Raw genomic sequence first — 14,500 nt, forward strand, 5'->3', positions numbered from 1 at the left:
GTTTCCCTGTGCGGTGGGGGTAGCGGGCGGGTGTCGTGTCGGTCGGGCCGGCCTCCAGCGGATCCGGCCGAGGTCGGTGCCCAGCGAGGGCCAGGCCGAGGACGACGGGTGCGGGGGACTCATGCGATCACGCCCCGGCGACCACATCGACGGCCTCCTGTCAGGACGGTGGCGCGGGAGTGGCTGTCTCGTTCACGGGCGGCACTCCTCGACACCCTCGATGGCCGCCGTACCGTCCGTCGGCGAGCACACGGATACCCTCCTTGCCGAACTGGGCTACGACCAGTCCGCGATCGAGGCCTTCCGATCCGACCGAGTCCTCTGACACCCCACACGACGGACCGCTTTCTGGAGCGGCATTCATGAGCACTCTCGACATCCTGTCCGAGGACGAGCAGTTCATCGTGCGCACGGTGCGTGACTTCGTCGACAAAGACGTCAAGCCGGTCGTGCGGGAACTGGAACACGCGGACACCTAAGCAGCAGAAGCGGCGGTACCTGCCGAGGTTGGCCACCGGCGAGATGCGCGCGACCATGGCCCTGACCGAACCGGGCGGCGGCTCGGATCTGCAGGCGATCCGCACGGTCGCCCGCAGGGACTCGGGCGGCGGATACGTGGTGAACGGCGCGAAGACCTGGATCACCAACTCGCGGCGCTCCGGCCTGATCGCGCTGCTGTGCACGACGGACCCGGACGCGAGCCCGGCCCACCAGGGCATCTCCATCCTCCTCGCGGAGCACGGCCCCGGCCTGACGGTCTCCCGCGATCTGCCCAAGCTCGGCTACAAGGGCGTGGAGAGCTGCGAGTTGTCCTTCGAGGACTACCGGGCCCCGGCGGACGCCCTCCTCGGCGGCACGGAGGGCAAGGGCTTCGCGCAGATGATGAAGGGCCTGGAGACCGGGCGGTTGCAGGTCGCCGCCCGCGCCCTCGGCGTCGGCCGGGCCGCCCTGGAGGACGCCCTCGCCTACGCCCAGGAGCGTGAGTCGTTCGGCAGACCGATCTGGCAGCACCAGTCGATCGGCAACTACCTGGCCGACATGGCGACTTCACTGACCGCCGCCCGCCAACTCACCCTGTACACGGCCCGGGAGGCCGACGCCGGCCGCCGGGTGGCCATGGAAGCCGGCATGGCCAAGCTCTTCGCCTCCGAGACGGCCATGCAGAGCCAGTTGGTGAAGCGAGGAGGACTTGACACGTGAAGCCCCCATCCTGTAGTCCCGCAATCATGCCTGTGACGGCGCGGATGTGCTCGTCGTCCCACTGTCAAGAGTGCCCAACCCTTTCCTCAGCCGTCGATGTCGAGTGCCGTGCCGTACAACCGGTCCACCTTCAACCGGATGACCACCCGCCGTTCGTCGACCAGCTGCTCCAGGAACGCGGCTTCGTCCTCCGGCCTCGCCGCCTCCGGAATCATGCCGAGCAGTTCGCGCCCGACCGCGTCGCCGGGAACCGTCGTGATCTCGGAGACCTCGGCCTCGCCCTCGGCGACGGCGAAGGACCACACGTCGCCACCCTGCACATGCAGCGCGGCCCGCGGGTTGTGCCGCAGGTGCCTGACCTTGACGCGGTCGGCCGTCGTGGAGAACCGGGCGATGCGGGCCTGCGGGTCCCAGTGGTAGAGCATCGTGGTCAGGTGGGGATGCCCGCTGCGCTTGATACTGGCGAGCGTCCCGAACCGCTGCTTGCCGAGCAGGTCGGAGAGGGCTTCGTCGGACAGGGAGCGGGGTGCTGGGCCTTGGGTCATGGTGCGATCAACGTCCTTGTCCGCTCCGGCAATTCCCGGGCACGGCCCTCCGCGCAGAATGCGGGCGGGCGGCGGGGTGCGGTGCTATCCGACCGGGGCGGCCGCCGACGCCGTACCCGTCCGGAACACCGGCCAGCAGACCTCGGTCCGCCACCGCGAGCTGTCCGCGGTCTCGCGGTGGCCGACGAGGTAGTACTCGCGGATCGGCCCGCTGACAGCCAGTGCGTGGCGGGCCACGTACGCGGCCAGCGTGCCGTAGGCGCGGTCGACCTCGGACGGCGGGCCGCAGTGTTCGATCACGGCGAGTTCCACGGCCGGGACCACCAGCGGCCGGACCCGGCCGACGGGCCGGACCGGGCCGTCGCAGGGTACGAAGACGGTCACCTGCCCCCGATGCCTGGTGAACAACTCGTCCGCGAACACACCGCCGGGGTGGCCGGTCTCCCGAAGCCCCTGCCCGGCCACGGTCGCGGCAAGCTCGCCCAGCGCACCTTGGCACCAGGCCGCGCAGTCCTCGGCGTCGACGGTTTCGCTGACACCCGCGGCCCGGACGGCGCCGACGCCGCGCACCCCGATCGCGGCGGCAGCGGCGGACGGTGGCGGCGCCAGCAGGTCGCGCAGGGTCGCGATGGCACGCCGGGTACGGCCGAGCTGCTCCTCCAGACGGCTCAGGTGCGCGGTGATCTGCCGGTTGCGGGACTCCATGTCGGGCGCGGTCAGAACTGCCCGGATCTCTTCGAGCGGCATCCCGAGATCGCGGAAGCGGCGGACCACCTGCGCCGTGGGGATCTGGTCGGCCGCGTATCGCCGGTACCCGGTCCGAGGGTCGACGTCCGCGGGTTCCAGCAGGCCGATCTCGTGGTAGTGGCGCAGCGTCTTGACGGTCATATGGGTGGCGCGCGAGAAGTCGCCGATGGACAGGTAACTCGACACGGATCGATTGTGCGCCTTCCTGTAGGGGGAGAGTCCGGCGGGGCGAACTCCCTTGACCCTCCCGCTGCGGAGCCCGGGAGGGTGATGACCACGGCCGGGAAAACGGCCGCCAACCATCCGAGCACGGGAGTTGACACACCATGTCGCAGACCGACACCGCCGCCATCGTCCTGGATGTGGATCTGATCGTGGAGCGGTACGTCGCCGTCTGGAGCGAGGCCGACGCCGCGGCACGGGCCCGCTCGGTCGCCGCGTTGTGGCCCGAGGAGGGTGTCGAGTACGTCGAGGGCACTCGCTTCCGGGGCCGGGGCGCGCTCGTGGAACGGGTCACGGAGGCACACACGCTCTTCGTGGCCTCCGGCCAGTACGAGGTGACGCACGACGGGCACATCGCCGTCCACGACCACGTCGTGGTCCTCACGATTCAGTTGGTGCATGCCCGTGGCGAGCAGGCCGGGGACGTGGCCTGGGCGGCGCGCGTCTTTCTCGTCCTGGACGACGACGGCCGGATCCTCGAGGACTACCACCTGACCGTTCAACCGCTCCCCGCCGCCTGATTCCTCTGGGCTTTGCACCACGCCGCATGTGTGGCCGACCGGGCGCCGGCGGCGATGCCACCGGCTACATCGAGCAATTTCTCACGGCCTTTCAGCCACGCGACTGCGAGCCCAGTGTCGTGCCGCTGTTCCGGCGGGAACTCGACGACGATGCCCTGCGGTCGTTCCTGCCCGCTCAGGACGTCGTGTACGTGGGTGGCGGCCACACCGCGAACCTGCTCGCCGTGTGGCGTGTGCACGGTGTGGATCGGCTTCGTCGTACCGAGCAGCCGAACCGGCTCGCTCCCGGCCGGCTGCGCGGTGGAGGACGGTGTCGGTGCGCTCTTCGGGGATGGTCTGCTGGTGGACGCGGTGAGTCGCACGTCGCACGCTCGTCCGTATCGGGTGGAGCCGGAGGGGGACGGCGGTGCCGGGGAGCGGGCCCTGGCGTGCCGCTTGCTCGCGACGCGGTGATGAGCGGCTAGGACTTGTCCCGAGTGCCGGCCAAGAGCGCTTGCAGCGCCTTCACCAGCCGCGCCGCGTCCTTCTCTCCCAGCGGGGCGAGAAACTCCCGCTCCGCCGCCTCGCGGGCCTCCTCCGCTTCGGCCCGCACCAGTTTGCCCCGCTGCGTCAGCTCAACGACGTTGCGTCGGCGATCCTCCGCACTGCGGCGCCGTTCCACCAGGCCCTTGTCCTCCAGCGCGTCGATGAGTGCGACCATCGTCGTACGATCCACGCCCAGCCGCCGCGCCGCCTCCGACTGCGACAGCGGGCGACCCGCCGCCAGCACCACGAGTACGGCCAACTCCCGTGCGTCCAGTCCGAATCGGGCCAGTGCGGGTCCGGCGTGTTCGGCCAGTCGTAGCTGCGCGTGCTTGAGCAGGTAGCCCAGCCTCGCACCGAGCAGCTCCTCGACCGCGGCCCCGCCGTCGTCCTTCTCCACCATCCCGGCATGTTAACTCCCAACTGATCGTCAGCATGGCTGACGATCTATTATCCTGACGTTCATGCCGACCGACACAGACCACCGCACCCTCCGTTTCGGCGTCAAGACGACGCCCATGCACCTGACCTACGACGAGATCCTGCGCGTCTGGGAAGAGGCCGACGAACTGCCCGAACTCGACGACGCCTGGCTGTGGGACCACCTGATGCCGCTGGCCGGGCCGCCCGGCGGCGCCGTCCTGGAGGGCTGGACCCTGCTCGCCGCGCTGGCCGCCCGCACCACCCGGCTCCGCCTCGGGCTGCTCGTCACCAGCAACGGGCTGCGCGCTCCCGCCCACCTCGGCAAGATCGCCACCACCGTGGACGTGATCTCCCAGGGGCGCCTGATCATGGGCCTGGGCGTCGGCGGCACCCGCCAGCCGGACGGCCCCAACCCGGCCGTGGCCGAGTACGCCGCCTACGGCCTCCCGCTCCCGAGTCCCGGCGAGGGCCTGGCCCGGCTCACCGAGACGATCAGCATCCTGCGGCGCATGTGGACCGAGGAAGTCTTCGACCACGACGGCCCGTTCACCCGTCTGCGCGCCACGCGCAACGGCCCCGGCCCGATCCGCCCCGGCGGCCCGCCGCTGCTGCTCGGCGGCTGGGGCGACCGCACGCTGCGCATCATCGCCGAGCACGCCGACATCTGGAACGTCCCCGGCCCGCCCCACAACACCACCGACCGGATCGCCGAGCGCGCCCGCGTCCTCGACGCGCACTGCGCGGCGATCGGCCGCGACCCCGCCGAGATCACCCGCTCCGCACAGATCATCGTCGACTACACCGACGTCGCCACCACCCGCGCCCACGTCCACGCCCTCGCCGCCACCGGCATCCAGCACGTGGCGCTCGCACTGCCGCGCCCCTATCCGGCCAAGGCCGCCCGCTGGCTGGTGGACGAGATCGTCACCCCCGTGCGGGAGGCGGGCGCCTGACGGCGCCTGCCTTCCGCGTGCGCCTTCGACATTCGTGTCGGCGAGCCGGTCTCCATCCCCGGGGCCGGCCTCGTACATCGCCAGGATGAGCAGCGCCCTGGGTTACCTCCGGGGGGTGACGACCGGGTGGGCCGAGGCCGCTTACCGTCTCTGCCATGAGCACCGAAGAGATCAGCGGCGCGGCGGCAGGGGCCGGCATGGCCGCCGGGCGGGAGCAGGCGGTCGTCCGGGTGAGCGGCCTGCGCAAGGAGTACGGCGACACCGTTGCCCTGAACGGGGTGTCGCTGGAGATCGGCGCCGGAGAAGCGGTGGCGGTCATGGGGCCGTCCGGCTGCGGCAAGTCCACCCTGCTCAACATGATCGCCGGGCTGGACCGGCCGAGCGGCGGCTCCGTGTGCGTGCACGGCGAGGACCTGGGCCGGATCAACGAGACCGGGCTGGCGCTGTTCCGGCGCCGGCGGATCGGCATGATCTTCCAGTTCTTCAACCTCATCGACGACCTGCCCGCGATCGACAACGTCGCCCTGGCCGCCCAGCTCACCGGTACGCCTGCCCGCCAGGCCCGGCGCCGGGCGCTGGAGCTGCTGGACGAACTCGGCATCGCCGACCGCCGGAACGTCTACCCGGCCGCGCTGAGCGGCGGCGAGCGTCAGCGGGTGGCGGTGGCCCGCGCGCTGATGAACCGCCCCGCGCTGCTGCTGGCGGACGAGCCGACCGGCGCCCTGGACAGCCACGCGGGGGAGCAGGTGATGGACCTGCTCATCGACCTCAACGAACTGGGTCAGACCCTGTTGTTGGTGACGCATGACGAGCGGCTGGCGACCCGGTGCGCCAGCCGGCTGGTGACGATGGCCGACGGCCGGGTCACCGGAGAGCGGACCCTGGAGCGGACGGCATGAGCGCGGTGTGGCGGGCCTCGCGCGCGGCCGTGCGCCGCCGGCGGCTCCAGACCACCGTGATCGGGGTGGTGGTCCTCGTCTCCAGCATGGCCCTGGTGGTGGCCCTCGGTCTGCTGGACGTCGTCTCCGGGCCCTTCGACCGGCTCTTCGGCCAGGCACACGGCGCGCATGTCATCGCGACCTTCGACGCGGCCAAGGTCTCCGAGGCGGAGCTGGGCCGGACCGCGCACCGTGCGGGCGTACGGGCCTCGGCCGGGCCGTTCCCGGAAACCGTGGTCGAGTTGCCGGAGGACGCGACGTCACAGATGCCGGGGATGGGGCCCGGTCCCCTGACGGTGGTGGGGCGGGCGGACCCCGGTGGCTCGGTCGACCGGCTGGACCTGTTCGCCGGACACTGGGCCACCGGGCCCGGCCAGCTCGTCCTGGCGTTGCCGGACGCGCCCGGTATGGCCAACGGGCCGCACTCGCCGCTCGGCAAGCGGATCCAACTGCCCGGACAGCAGCGGCCCCTGACCGTGGTGGGCCTCGCGTCCAGCGTCAGCGGAACCGCGCAGGCATGGGTCTCCCCGCAGCAGATCACGACCCTGCACCCCACGACGTACCAGATGCTGTACCGGTTCGACCGGGCCGCGACAGCCCGCCAGATCACCGCGGACACCGCGGTGGTGAGCGCCGGCCTGCCGTCCGGATCGCTGGTCGCCCAGCAGTCGTACCTGACGCTGAAGGCGCAGGTCGCGGCCGAGCCCAACGCCTTCGTGCCGTTCCTCATGGCCTTCGGCATCCTCGGCCTGCTGGTGGCGGTCCTCATCGTGGGCAATGTGGTGAGCGGTGCCGTCGTCTCCGGCTTCCGGCACATCGGGGTGCTCAAGTCCCTGGGATTCACGCCCAACCAGGTCGTCTCGGTCTACCTGGTGATGGTCTGCGTCCCCGCCACGGCGGGCGCGGCGGTCGGCACGGCCCTGGGCGCGGTGGTGGCGCGGCCGCTGCTGCACCAGGTCTTCCAGGGCGCGAACCTCGGCACGGTGAACGTCGTACCCACCATCAGCTCCTGGGTGTACGCGACCACGGTGCTCGGCATGCCCGTACTGGTCGTGCTGGCCGCACTGATCCCGGCGCTGCGCGCCCACGGTCTCTCCGCGGCACGGGCCATCAGCGCGGGCAGCGCGCCCCGTGCCGGACGGGGACCGGCGGTGCAGCGCTGGCTGACCGGGGTGCGGCTGCCGCGCCCGGTGTCCCTGGGCCTGGGGATGCCCCTCGCCCGGCCCGGACGGGCGCTGCTCACGGTCGCCTCGGTGCTGCTCGGGGTGGCGACGGTGACTTTCGCCACCGGCCTGTCGGCCACCATGGTCTCCTACGGCGATGCGGTCGAGGGCGTCGGCAACGTGCAGTCCATCGTGTGGCGGGGGCAGGCCAGGTTCGACGAGACCGTCCCGCACCACGGTGACGTCGCGGCGCAGACGCTGCTGCGCTCCTTGCCGCACGCGGCGGACGTGGCCGGCGTGGGCTTCGCGAACGTGCGGATGCTCGGGCAGAGCGAGGACGTGACCATCATGGGGCTGCGCGGCGGGCGTTCGACCGGCCAGGACGACCTGGCCAGAGGCCGCTGGATGCGGGGGCCCGGCGAGGTCGTGGCCTCCGGCAGGTTTCTGGCCAAGCAGGGGCTGTGGCTCGGCGACTCGTTCACGCTGAGTGCGGCTGGCCGGCAGGAGCGGGTGACGCTGGTCGGGGAGGTCATGTCGGGACCGGCGGACTGGATGCGCGCGGACTGGGCGACGATGACCGCCCTGGCGCCGGACGCGCAGGCCAACCAGTACTGGGTGCGGCTCACCCCCGGTGCCGATGTCGGCGCCTATATGAAAGCCGTGCGGGCCGCCGATCCCGGGCTCCACCCGACCGAGAAGACATCGGTGAACGCCGGGGCGGTGACCGTGATCAGCTCCGCGTCCGTGCTGACCCTGATGCTGACGGCGGTCGCCGCGATGGGGGTGTTCAACACGGTCGTACTGAGCGCCCGGGAGCGCCGGCGCGACCTCGGGATGCTGAAATCGATCGGTATGACGCCACGGCAGGTCACGGTGATGATGGTGGTGTCCATGGCCGGCCTGGGACTGATCGGCGGAATCCTCGGGCTGCCGCTCGGAGTCGCGGCGTACCACGTGGTGATCCCGATGACCGAGCACGCCGCCCAACTCACCTTCCCGGACCGGATGCTGGACGTATGGCACCCCGGGCCGATGACGCTGCTGGTGCTGGCCGGGGTGGCGATCGCCGCACTGGGCGCGGTGATTCCGGCGCGGGCGGCGGCCCGGCAGACCATCGCCCGGGTCCTGCGCACCGAGTGACGGCCACGTCCGTATCGGATGCGGGTGTCCGCCGGGTCCTCAGCGACCCGGCGGACACCCAAGCCGTGGTCATGCCGACGTCGATGCCCCACCGGCCCACTGACTGTTCGTCACCTTTCCTGCCACGCACCGCCATTGCTCCTCCCCACCAGGTAGGGGCCAGGCCCAGCTGGGCTGTTGGGCCGTGTGCAGTTCCCGGAGGCGGCGGGCCAGGACCGGTCCCGCGATGGCGGCACCGTCGGGGACGGCGGTGCCGTAGGCGGCGCGGAGTTCGGCGTAACGGGTCATCTCGGCCTCGTAACGGCGCACCGCCTGCTCGGTGCCCGAGGCCACCCCGTCGCTCGGGGTGGTGCGGTGCAGATGCAGCAGCGGGGGTGCGGCCGACTCAGCGATCGCCGCGGCGAGCCGCGCGTGGCCGTCCAGGACCAGATGACAGTCCAGGCCGCTGACCCACCACACCAGCACGGGCGGCAGCGTGCCGTCGCGGACCTGCTTGCGGTACGCCTTGACCCGGCCGTCGTCGGCATCGGGCAACGGACGCAGCGGGAGGATCTCCCACGAACCGTTGTGGACGAACCAGTCGATGTAACCGTCCGGATGGCCCTCGACGAGCATCGACTTCCAGTACTCGGCCTCCGGTCGCCGACCGTGGTTCCAGCGCAGGAGCGGGCTCTCGGGCGAGAGCAGCCATCGACCGTCGTGCAGCGGGCTGCCCGGTGAATCGAGCAGGTGCTGTACGAAGCGGTGCGCCCAGCGATCCGGCCTGCCGGCCAGATCCCGCCCCGTCTCGGCACGCAACGGCGGGAGGGGTGACCGGTAGCCGTCGGTACGCCAGAACTCCACTCCGCAGAAGTCCTCGTCTACGACGGTGAGCAGCACAGGCCGCGACTGCTGGGCGAGCAACAGCCGCCGCCCGGCGCTGAACGGACACAGACCTGGTCGGCGGCGTGCTTCCACCTCCAGGGACAAGCCCGTCCATGTGCCGTCGTCGTGAGTGATGTCCGTGCGCCGCATGCCCAGACGATAAACGCTGCCCGCCGCGCCCGAGCAGCCCGCCGTGTCGGACCCGCGCGCTGGAGTGCCGTTCTGGTGTGCTCTGCTCGGCTATCAGGTCCGGGCCTCCAGCGAGGAGGATCTGATCGACCCGTCCGGATTACCGCGGCGCTCGCCGCCGGTGGACGTCTGGTGAACGATGCCGACGCCCGGTCGAACCGGGTGCCGGCCGACCCGGAGGGGAACGAGGCGTGAGTCGGCGTGGTGGGCTCGATCAAGCGTCAACGGGCATTGAGGCGCATGCGAACGTAGCGTGCGCCACCCGGACCCGGCCGGTGGTGCCCGTCAGGCTTCCATCCGCGCCCAGCGTAGAAGGCTTGGGCTCGGCTGTTGCGTTCCCATGCCTCCAGTACGCCCTCCCGCAGCGATGCATCGCGGAGGAACTGCACGAAGGCCGCGTGCAGCCGGTCGCCGATCCCTTGCCCCCACAGGCCGGGGCAGACGTGAATCTGGTGGAGCTGCCCCACGGAGGTGACATCGACATCGGCGTCGTGGGGTGGGCCCATCGCCAAGACCCCTACGATCTCGTCCCCTCGGTGCGCGCATAGCACGGTCCTGTCGTCGGCCTGAACAGCGCGTGTCCAGGGCTCCCGTCGGCTGTCGCGTGCGTCGAGCGAGGTGAGTTCCACCTCCGACACCCCGCCGGCCCGGTAGTACGCCGTGCGAGCCAGAGTGTGCAGATCAGTGATGCTGTCGACGTCATCGAGACGCGCGGCACGCAGGAACACCTGAGAATTCGTCATGCTCAGGGCGACAATACCGCTTCTCACGCCCCCAGTTGAACCCGAGTCGTACAGGCCGTCGCCGAGGAACTGCTGACGGAGGCCCGCGCCCTTCTCGACCGGGCCGAGCAGGTACGCGTACGCGTGGCCGCGGCGGCCGGCGCCACGAGCATCACCGTCGGCATGGCCCCGCTCGGACACGACCGTACTCGAGGAACTGGCCGTGGTACCCCTGACCGACCTGGCACCGAGCCCGAGGGCCCGGCGACCGCCTGATCCGGAGCCAGGGGCATGGGTTGACCTTGACCTTGGGGGAGGCCGCAGCATCGGTGGGGTCGGGCGATGTGCCCGGTATGAGGAGGGGCGAGTATGGGGTTGCTGACCATCGGGGCGTTCGCGAAGGCGTCCCGGCTGTCGCCGAAGGCGTTGCGTCTCTACGACGAGCTCGGCCTGCTGGCTCCCGCTCGCGTCGACCCGGTCACCGGCTACCGCCTGTACGCACCGGAACAACTGGACCAGGCCCGACTGGTGGCCTGGCTCCGACGTCTCGGGATGCCCCTGGCCCGCATCCAGCACGTCTGCACGCTGGATGCGGGCCAGGCGGCCCAGGAGATCCGCGCGTATTGGGCCCAGGTGGAGGCCGACACCACCGCACGGCGGGATCTGGCGACCTTCCTCATCGACCACCTGTCCTGGAAGGACCCCGCCATGGCCCCGCCCGTCAAGCCCCTGGACATCCGGTACGCCGCTCTGTCCGACACGGGCCTCGTCCGGGAGAGCAACCAGGACACCGTCTACGCGGGGTCCGGTCTGCTCGCCGTCGCCGACGGCTTCGGCAGCACCGGCGCCACCGCGAGCGCGGCCGCCGTCGACGCGCTCAGGCGCCTGGAGGCCGACGGGATTCCGGCGGGCAACCTCCTCAACGTCCTCGAAGACGCCGTCGACCAGGCCCGGCAGGCCGTACAGGGCGTCGACGTCGTCGGAATCGGATCCTTCCCCGAAGGGGCCGGTACGACCCTCACCGCGATGCTCTGGACCGGCTCACAGATGGCCCTCGTCCACATCGGCGACTCCCGGGTCCACCTCCTGCGCGACGGGCGGCTGTTCCAGATCACCCACGACCACACCGTGGTGCAGTCGTTGATCGACGAAGGACGCCTCAGCCCGGAGGAAGCCGTCACCCACCCCCAGCGGTCCCTCCTGGTACGCGCACTGGGCCACCACGCCGATGACACCCCCGACATGCGCCTGCACGACGCCGAGCCGAACGACCGGTACCTGCTCTGCTCCGACGGCCTGTCCACCGTCGTACCGACCGAAGCGATCCGCCAGGTGCTCGCCGAGACGAGCGAGCCCGCGCAGGCCGCCCGTGAACTCATCGGCCTCGCCAACGGATCCGGCGGTCCCGACAACGTCAGCTGCGTGGTGGCCGACGTTGTCGGGTGACTCGCCGGCACCGGTGTGACGCACCGTGGGGCACGGCGCGGTGCGTCCTCCCCGCTACTCGACGGCTGGATCCTCCTGACTGCACCGACAGGCCTTCTTCACGGCCTCCTCCACCTCGCGGCGGTCGGCTCCGGTGTCCGCCGCGTACGCGGTGACGGCCGCCTGGACAGCCTCGGACGCCTCGCGCCAGCGCCGCAACTGCGCGTCGTACTCGTCACCGGAGAGGCCCGCGAGCTTCGCGCGCTCTTCCTCGGCGGATCGTTCCAGCCTGATCAACTCATCGGGTACCTGTGCCACGGGCACGGATCGTAAACGGCGAGCACGCCGCGCCGACCGTCGGACTCACCGGCCGATCGGGTGGAGAACCTGAAGGGCGCTCACGAAGCTCCGGTCAGACGTGGGTGGCGATACCGAGGGCACTCTCCAGTCGAGGCTCTCCACAAAGCCGGCCCCGGAAAGGTCCGCCATGACAGCGGGTCATCACTCTCCTTCGTTGCCGACCCGTTCGCCCTTCGCCGGCCGTTCCGCGACGATCAGGTAGTAGTCCAGGATCCGCTGCTCGTAGGCACGCAGGAAGTTCCGCGGCCAGGTGCCTTCGGCCCATTGCCGGCTCAGCCACAGGTCCCAGCCGGGCCAGACGTACCGCCCGATCGACTCGGCGCGCACGGCGGTCAGTCCCGCCGCCTCGAAGGTCTCGGTGAGCGCGGTCACCGGCCGCGCGATGTCCAGGCCGTTGGCAAACGTGTCCAGCAGCCCGGCCAGTTGGCTGGTGCGGTCGCCTGCGTCATCGACCGTGAAGAAGCTCGCCACGACCACGCGGCCACCCGGTCGCACCACTCGTGCGGTCTCGGCCGCGAAGGCCGTGAGATCCGGGAAGTGCTGAGCCGCCTCCACGCTGACGAGGACATCGAACTCACCGGAGGCGAAAGGCATGTGCTCTGCGGCACCCTGGGCGAACCGCAGCCGCTCCGGTTCCCGGCGCAGCACTTCGGCGTGCGCGTCGCGTGCCCGCCGCACCTGCTGCGGGTGGATGTCCATCCCGACCACCTGCTCGGGGTCGTACTCCCGCAGCGCCAGCGCACACCCCATGCCCAGTCCGCACCCCACCTCCAGGACCCCGAGGTCCTTCAACGGACCCACGCTGCCCAGGACATGCCGATAGAGGTCTTCCTGGCTGCGGATGCGCTCCTCCTGGCCGAGCGGCTGTGACAGGTCGATCCCGTGCCAGTACCCGAAGTTGATGAACCCTCCGGCGAAGATCGAATGTGCGCTCAGGTCCGCGGGACCGTACGTCTCCTGTACGGCCGGCCGCATGACGGGACAAGCCCGTTGAGCGTCGTCCACCATCGTGCCCCACCTCCACAAGAGTCCTGCTGTTCGTACCGTTACCATGCCTCGGCGCTTCGGTGGTGTGGCGACGTACGGCTCAGGTTCACTCGCGAGGCGCGATCTCCCGTCCGGCCGCGTCCCGGACCGTGATGGCCAGCATGGGGCAGATGTCGGCGGCCTCCAGGGCGCGGTCGTCGCTCTCCGCGATGTGCTCGCTGACGGGGCGGGCGTGATCGTCGTCGAGGGTGAACAGATCCGGTGCGGCCCCGGCACACATCCCGGAGCCGATACAGCGGTCGGAGGAGACGTGCAGCTGCCAGCTCATGGGCCGCCTCACCACCCCACCGGCATGACGCGGGGGCCGCGGACCAGCATCTCGGTCTTCCAGGTGATGTCACCGGCGACATGCAGCCGGGGGAACCGGGCCACCAACGCGCCGATGGCCTCCTGGAGTTCGAGGCGGGCCAGGGGAGCCCCGAGGCAGTGGTGGACGCCGTGGCCGAAGCCCAGGTGGGCGTTGCCGCTCCGCGCGATGTCGAGGGTGCCGGCCGCGGTGAAGCGCAGCGCGTCACGGTTGGCCGCGCCGACGGCGACCAGCACCGGTTCACCGGCCCGCACCAGGGTGCCCCCGACTTCGATGTCCTCCCTGGCGTAGCGAGGCTGACCGGCCCCGCTGCCCAGGGGCACGAAGCGCAGCAGCTCCTCGATCGCGCCGGTGATGAGAGTGGGCTCGGCACGCAGCCGAGCAAGCGCCCACGGGTGGTCGAGGAGGGTGAGCACGAAGTTGGGGATCTGGGTGGCGGTGGTCTCGTGGCCGGCGACGAGGATGCCGACGCACAGGTCGACGAGCTCCAGCTCCGACAGCCGGTCATCGTGGTCACGCGCCTCGATCAGGGCCGTCATCAGGTCCTCGCGGGGCCGCTCACGGTGCGCGGTGATCAGCCGGCCCATGTACGCGCGCAGCTCTTCGCGATTGCGGTCGAACTCCTCGGCCGTCAGCGAGCTGGTGGACAGCGCCGCGTCGCTCCACGTACGGAAGCGCGGGCGGTCCTCCTCCGGGACCCCGAGGAGCCGGCAGATCACCGCGACCGGGATGGCCAGGGCGTAGCGGTCGACCAGGTCGACCGGCGGCCCCACCGCCTCCATCTCGTCCAGCAGTACGGACGTCAACTCCCGGATGCCCGGGCGGAGTTTCTCAACCTGGCGGACCGTGAATGCCTTGGCGACCAGGGAGCGCAGCCGGGTGTGGTCCGGCGGATCCATGCTGAGGATCCCGCTGTCCCGCCTGCCCTCGGAGGCGCGCGGCTCGTCGTGTTCGAGAGCCAGGGCCCGGCTGAAGCGCTGGTCGCCGAGGACCAGCCGGGCGTCCGCGTAGCGGGTGGCGAGCCAGGCCGCCTCCCCGTACGGCAGCTGGACGCGTAACAGCCCCGGGGTGTCCCGGGCTCGTTCGTACGCGTCGGACAGGGCCAGATCCTGGCTGGAGTTGAAGGGATAGGCGAGGGGTGCGTGGTCCGTTTCCGTCACTGCTGCCTCCCTTGTGTAAGCATGCGCTTACGACGCTAGGAGGTACTCACCG

At 71.0% G+C, this 14,500-nt stretch carries 14 protein-coding genes and 2 pseudogenes; 7 read left to right on the forward strand and 9 right to left on the reverse strand.

Annotated features, from left to right (window positions below; all coding sequences use genetic code 11):
- Positions 1-362: 362 nt before the first annotated feature.
- A pseudogene (locus ACH47Z_RS32870) lies at positions 363-1,173 on the forward strand (acyl-CoA dehydrogenase family protein); the annotation flags it as partial.
- Positions 1,174-1,286: 113 nt separating this feature from the next.
- Here ACH47Z_RS32870 and ACH47Z_RS32875 read toward each other — a convergent pair.
- Entirely contained in the window at positions 1,287-1,745 is a 459-nt protein-coding gene (locus tag ACH47Z_RS32875) for a pyridoxamine 5'-phosphate oxidase family protein (RefSeq protein ID WP_399080257.1), read from the reverse strand.
- Between the two features lie 84 nt (positions 1,746-1,829).
- A complete protein-coding gene (locus ACH47Z_RS32880; RefSeq protein WP_399080259.1) occupies positions 1,830-2,678 on the reverse strand; it encodes a MerR family transcriptional regulator in 849 nt (282 codons plus the stop codon).
- A gap of 140 nt (positions 2,679-2,818) precedes the next feature.
- Between ACH47Z_RS32880 and ACH47Z_RS32885 the strand changes: the two genes are divergently transcribed.
- Entirely contained in the window at positions 2,819-3,235 is a 417-nt protein-coding gene (locus ACH47Z_RS32885) for a hypothetical protein (protein ID WP_399080346.1), read from the forward strand.
- Positions 3,232-3,688 (forward strand): annotated as a pseudogene (locus tag ACH47Z_RS32890) (Type 1 glutamine amidotransferase-like domain-containing protein). Before ACH47Z_RS32885 ends, ACH47Z_RS32890 begins: the two are co-directional and overlap by 4 nt.
- Positions 3,689-3,695: 7 nt before the next feature.
- Here the strand turns inward: ACH47Z_RS32890 and ACH47Z_RS32895 are convergent.
- On the reverse strand, positions 3,696-4,160 hold the full coding sequence (locus ACH47Z_RS32895; RefSeq protein ID WP_399080261.1) for a MarR family winged helix-turn-helix transcriptional regulator: 465 nt from the start codon (positions 4,158-4,160) through the stop codon (positions 3,696-3,698).
- A 61-nt stretch (positions 4,161-4,221) separates the two neighbouring features.
- On the opposite strand from ACH47Z_RS32895, the gene ACH47Z_RS32900 reads away from it, so the two are divergent.
- From ACH47Z_RS32900 to ACH47Z_RS32910, 3 genes are all read left to right on the forward strand, one after another.
- Positions 4,222-5,133: an LLM class flavin-dependent oxidoreductase gene (locus ACH47Z_RS32900; protein WP_399080263.1), complete on the forward strand. Its 912-nt coding sequence runs from the start codon at positions 4,222-4,224 to the stop codon at positions 5,131-5,133.
- Positions 5,134-5,330: 197 nt separating this feature from the next.
- The gene (locus tag ACH47Z_RS32905) at positions 5,331-6,032 is read left to right on the forward strand and encodes an ABC transporter ATP-binding protein (protein WP_399080338.1); all 702 of its coding nucleotides are present in this window, start codon (positions 5,331-5,333) and stop codon (positions 6,030-6,032) included.
- A complete protein-coding gene (locus ACH47Z_RS32910; protein WP_399080265.1) occupies positions 6,029-8,374 on the forward strand; it encodes an FtsX-like permease family protein in 2,346 nt (781 codons plus the stop codon). Before ACH47Z_RS32905 ends, ACH47Z_RS32910 begins: the two co-directional genes overlap by 4 nt.
- A gap of 69 nt (positions 8,375-8,443) precedes the next feature.
- Here the strand turns inward: ACH47Z_RS32910 and ACH47Z_RS32915 are convergent, their stop codons facing one another.
- Positions 8,444-9,388 carry a hypothetical protein gene (locus ACH47Z_RS32915; RefSeq protein WP_399080267.1) on the reverse strand — a complete coding sequence of 315 codons (945 nt, stop codon included), beginning with the start codon at positions 9,386-9,388 and terminating at the stop codon, positions 8,444-8,446.
- Positions 9,389-9,648: 260 nt separating this feature from the next.
- Positions 9,649-10,350 carry a GNAT family N-acetyltransferase gene (locus ACH47Z_RS32920; RefSeq protein WP_399080269.1) on the reverse strand — a complete coding sequence of 234 codons (702 nt, stop codon included), beginning with the start codon at positions 10,348-10,350 and terminating at the stop codon, positions 9,649-9,651.
- A 168-nt stretch (positions 10,351-10,518) separates the two neighbouring features.
- Between ACH47Z_RS32920 and ACH47Z_RS32925 the strand changes: the two genes are divergently transcribed.
- Positions 10,519-11,595 carry a MerR family transcriptional regulator gene (locus ACH47Z_RS32925; RefSeq protein ID WP_399080271.1) on the forward strand — a complete coding sequence of 359 codons (1,077 nt, stop codon included), beginning with the start codon at positions 10,519-10,521 and terminating at the stop codon, positions 11,593-11,595.
- Between the two features lie 54 nt (positions 11,596-11,649).
- Here ACH47Z_RS32925 and ACH47Z_RS32930 read toward each other — a convergent pair whose 3' ends face one another.
- The 4 genes from ACH47Z_RS32930 to ACH47Z_RS32945 form a co-directional block, all read right to left on the reverse strand.
- Positions 11,650-11,892, reverse strand: a complete 243-nt coding sequence (locus tag ACH47Z_RS32930; RefSeq protein WP_399080273.1) for a hypothetical protein — start codon at positions 11,890-11,892, stop codon at positions 11,650-11,652.
- Positions 11,893-12,075: 183 nt separating this feature from the next.
- The gene (locus ACH47Z_RS32935; RefSeq protein ID WP_399080275.1) at positions 12,076-12,942 is read right to left on the reverse strand and encodes a class I SAM-dependent methyltransferase; all 867 of its coding nucleotides are present in this window, start codon (positions 12,940-12,942) and stop codon (positions 12,076-12,078) included.
- Positions 12,943-13,027: 85 nt separating this feature from the next.
- Positions 13,028-13,249, reverse strand: a complete 222-nt coding sequence (locus ACH47Z_RS32940) for a ferredoxin (RefSeq protein ID WP_399080277.1) — start codon at positions 13,247-13,249, stop codon at positions 13,028-13,030.
- 8 nt (positions 13,250-13,257) lie between these two features.
- Positions 13,258-14,448, reverse strand: a complete 1,191-nt coding sequence (locus tag ACH47Z_RS32945; protein ID WP_399080279.1) for a cytochrome P450 — start codon at positions 14,446-14,448, stop codon at positions 13,258-13,260.
- Positions 14,449-14,500: the final 52 nt, after the last annotated feature.

Origin of the sequence: Streptomyces sp. NPDC020192, assembly GCF_044388685.1 — a bacterium.
In the GTDB taxonomy this organism is placed as follows: domain Bacteria; phylum Actinomycetota; class Actinomycetes; order Streptomycetales; family Streptomycetaceae; genus Streptomyces.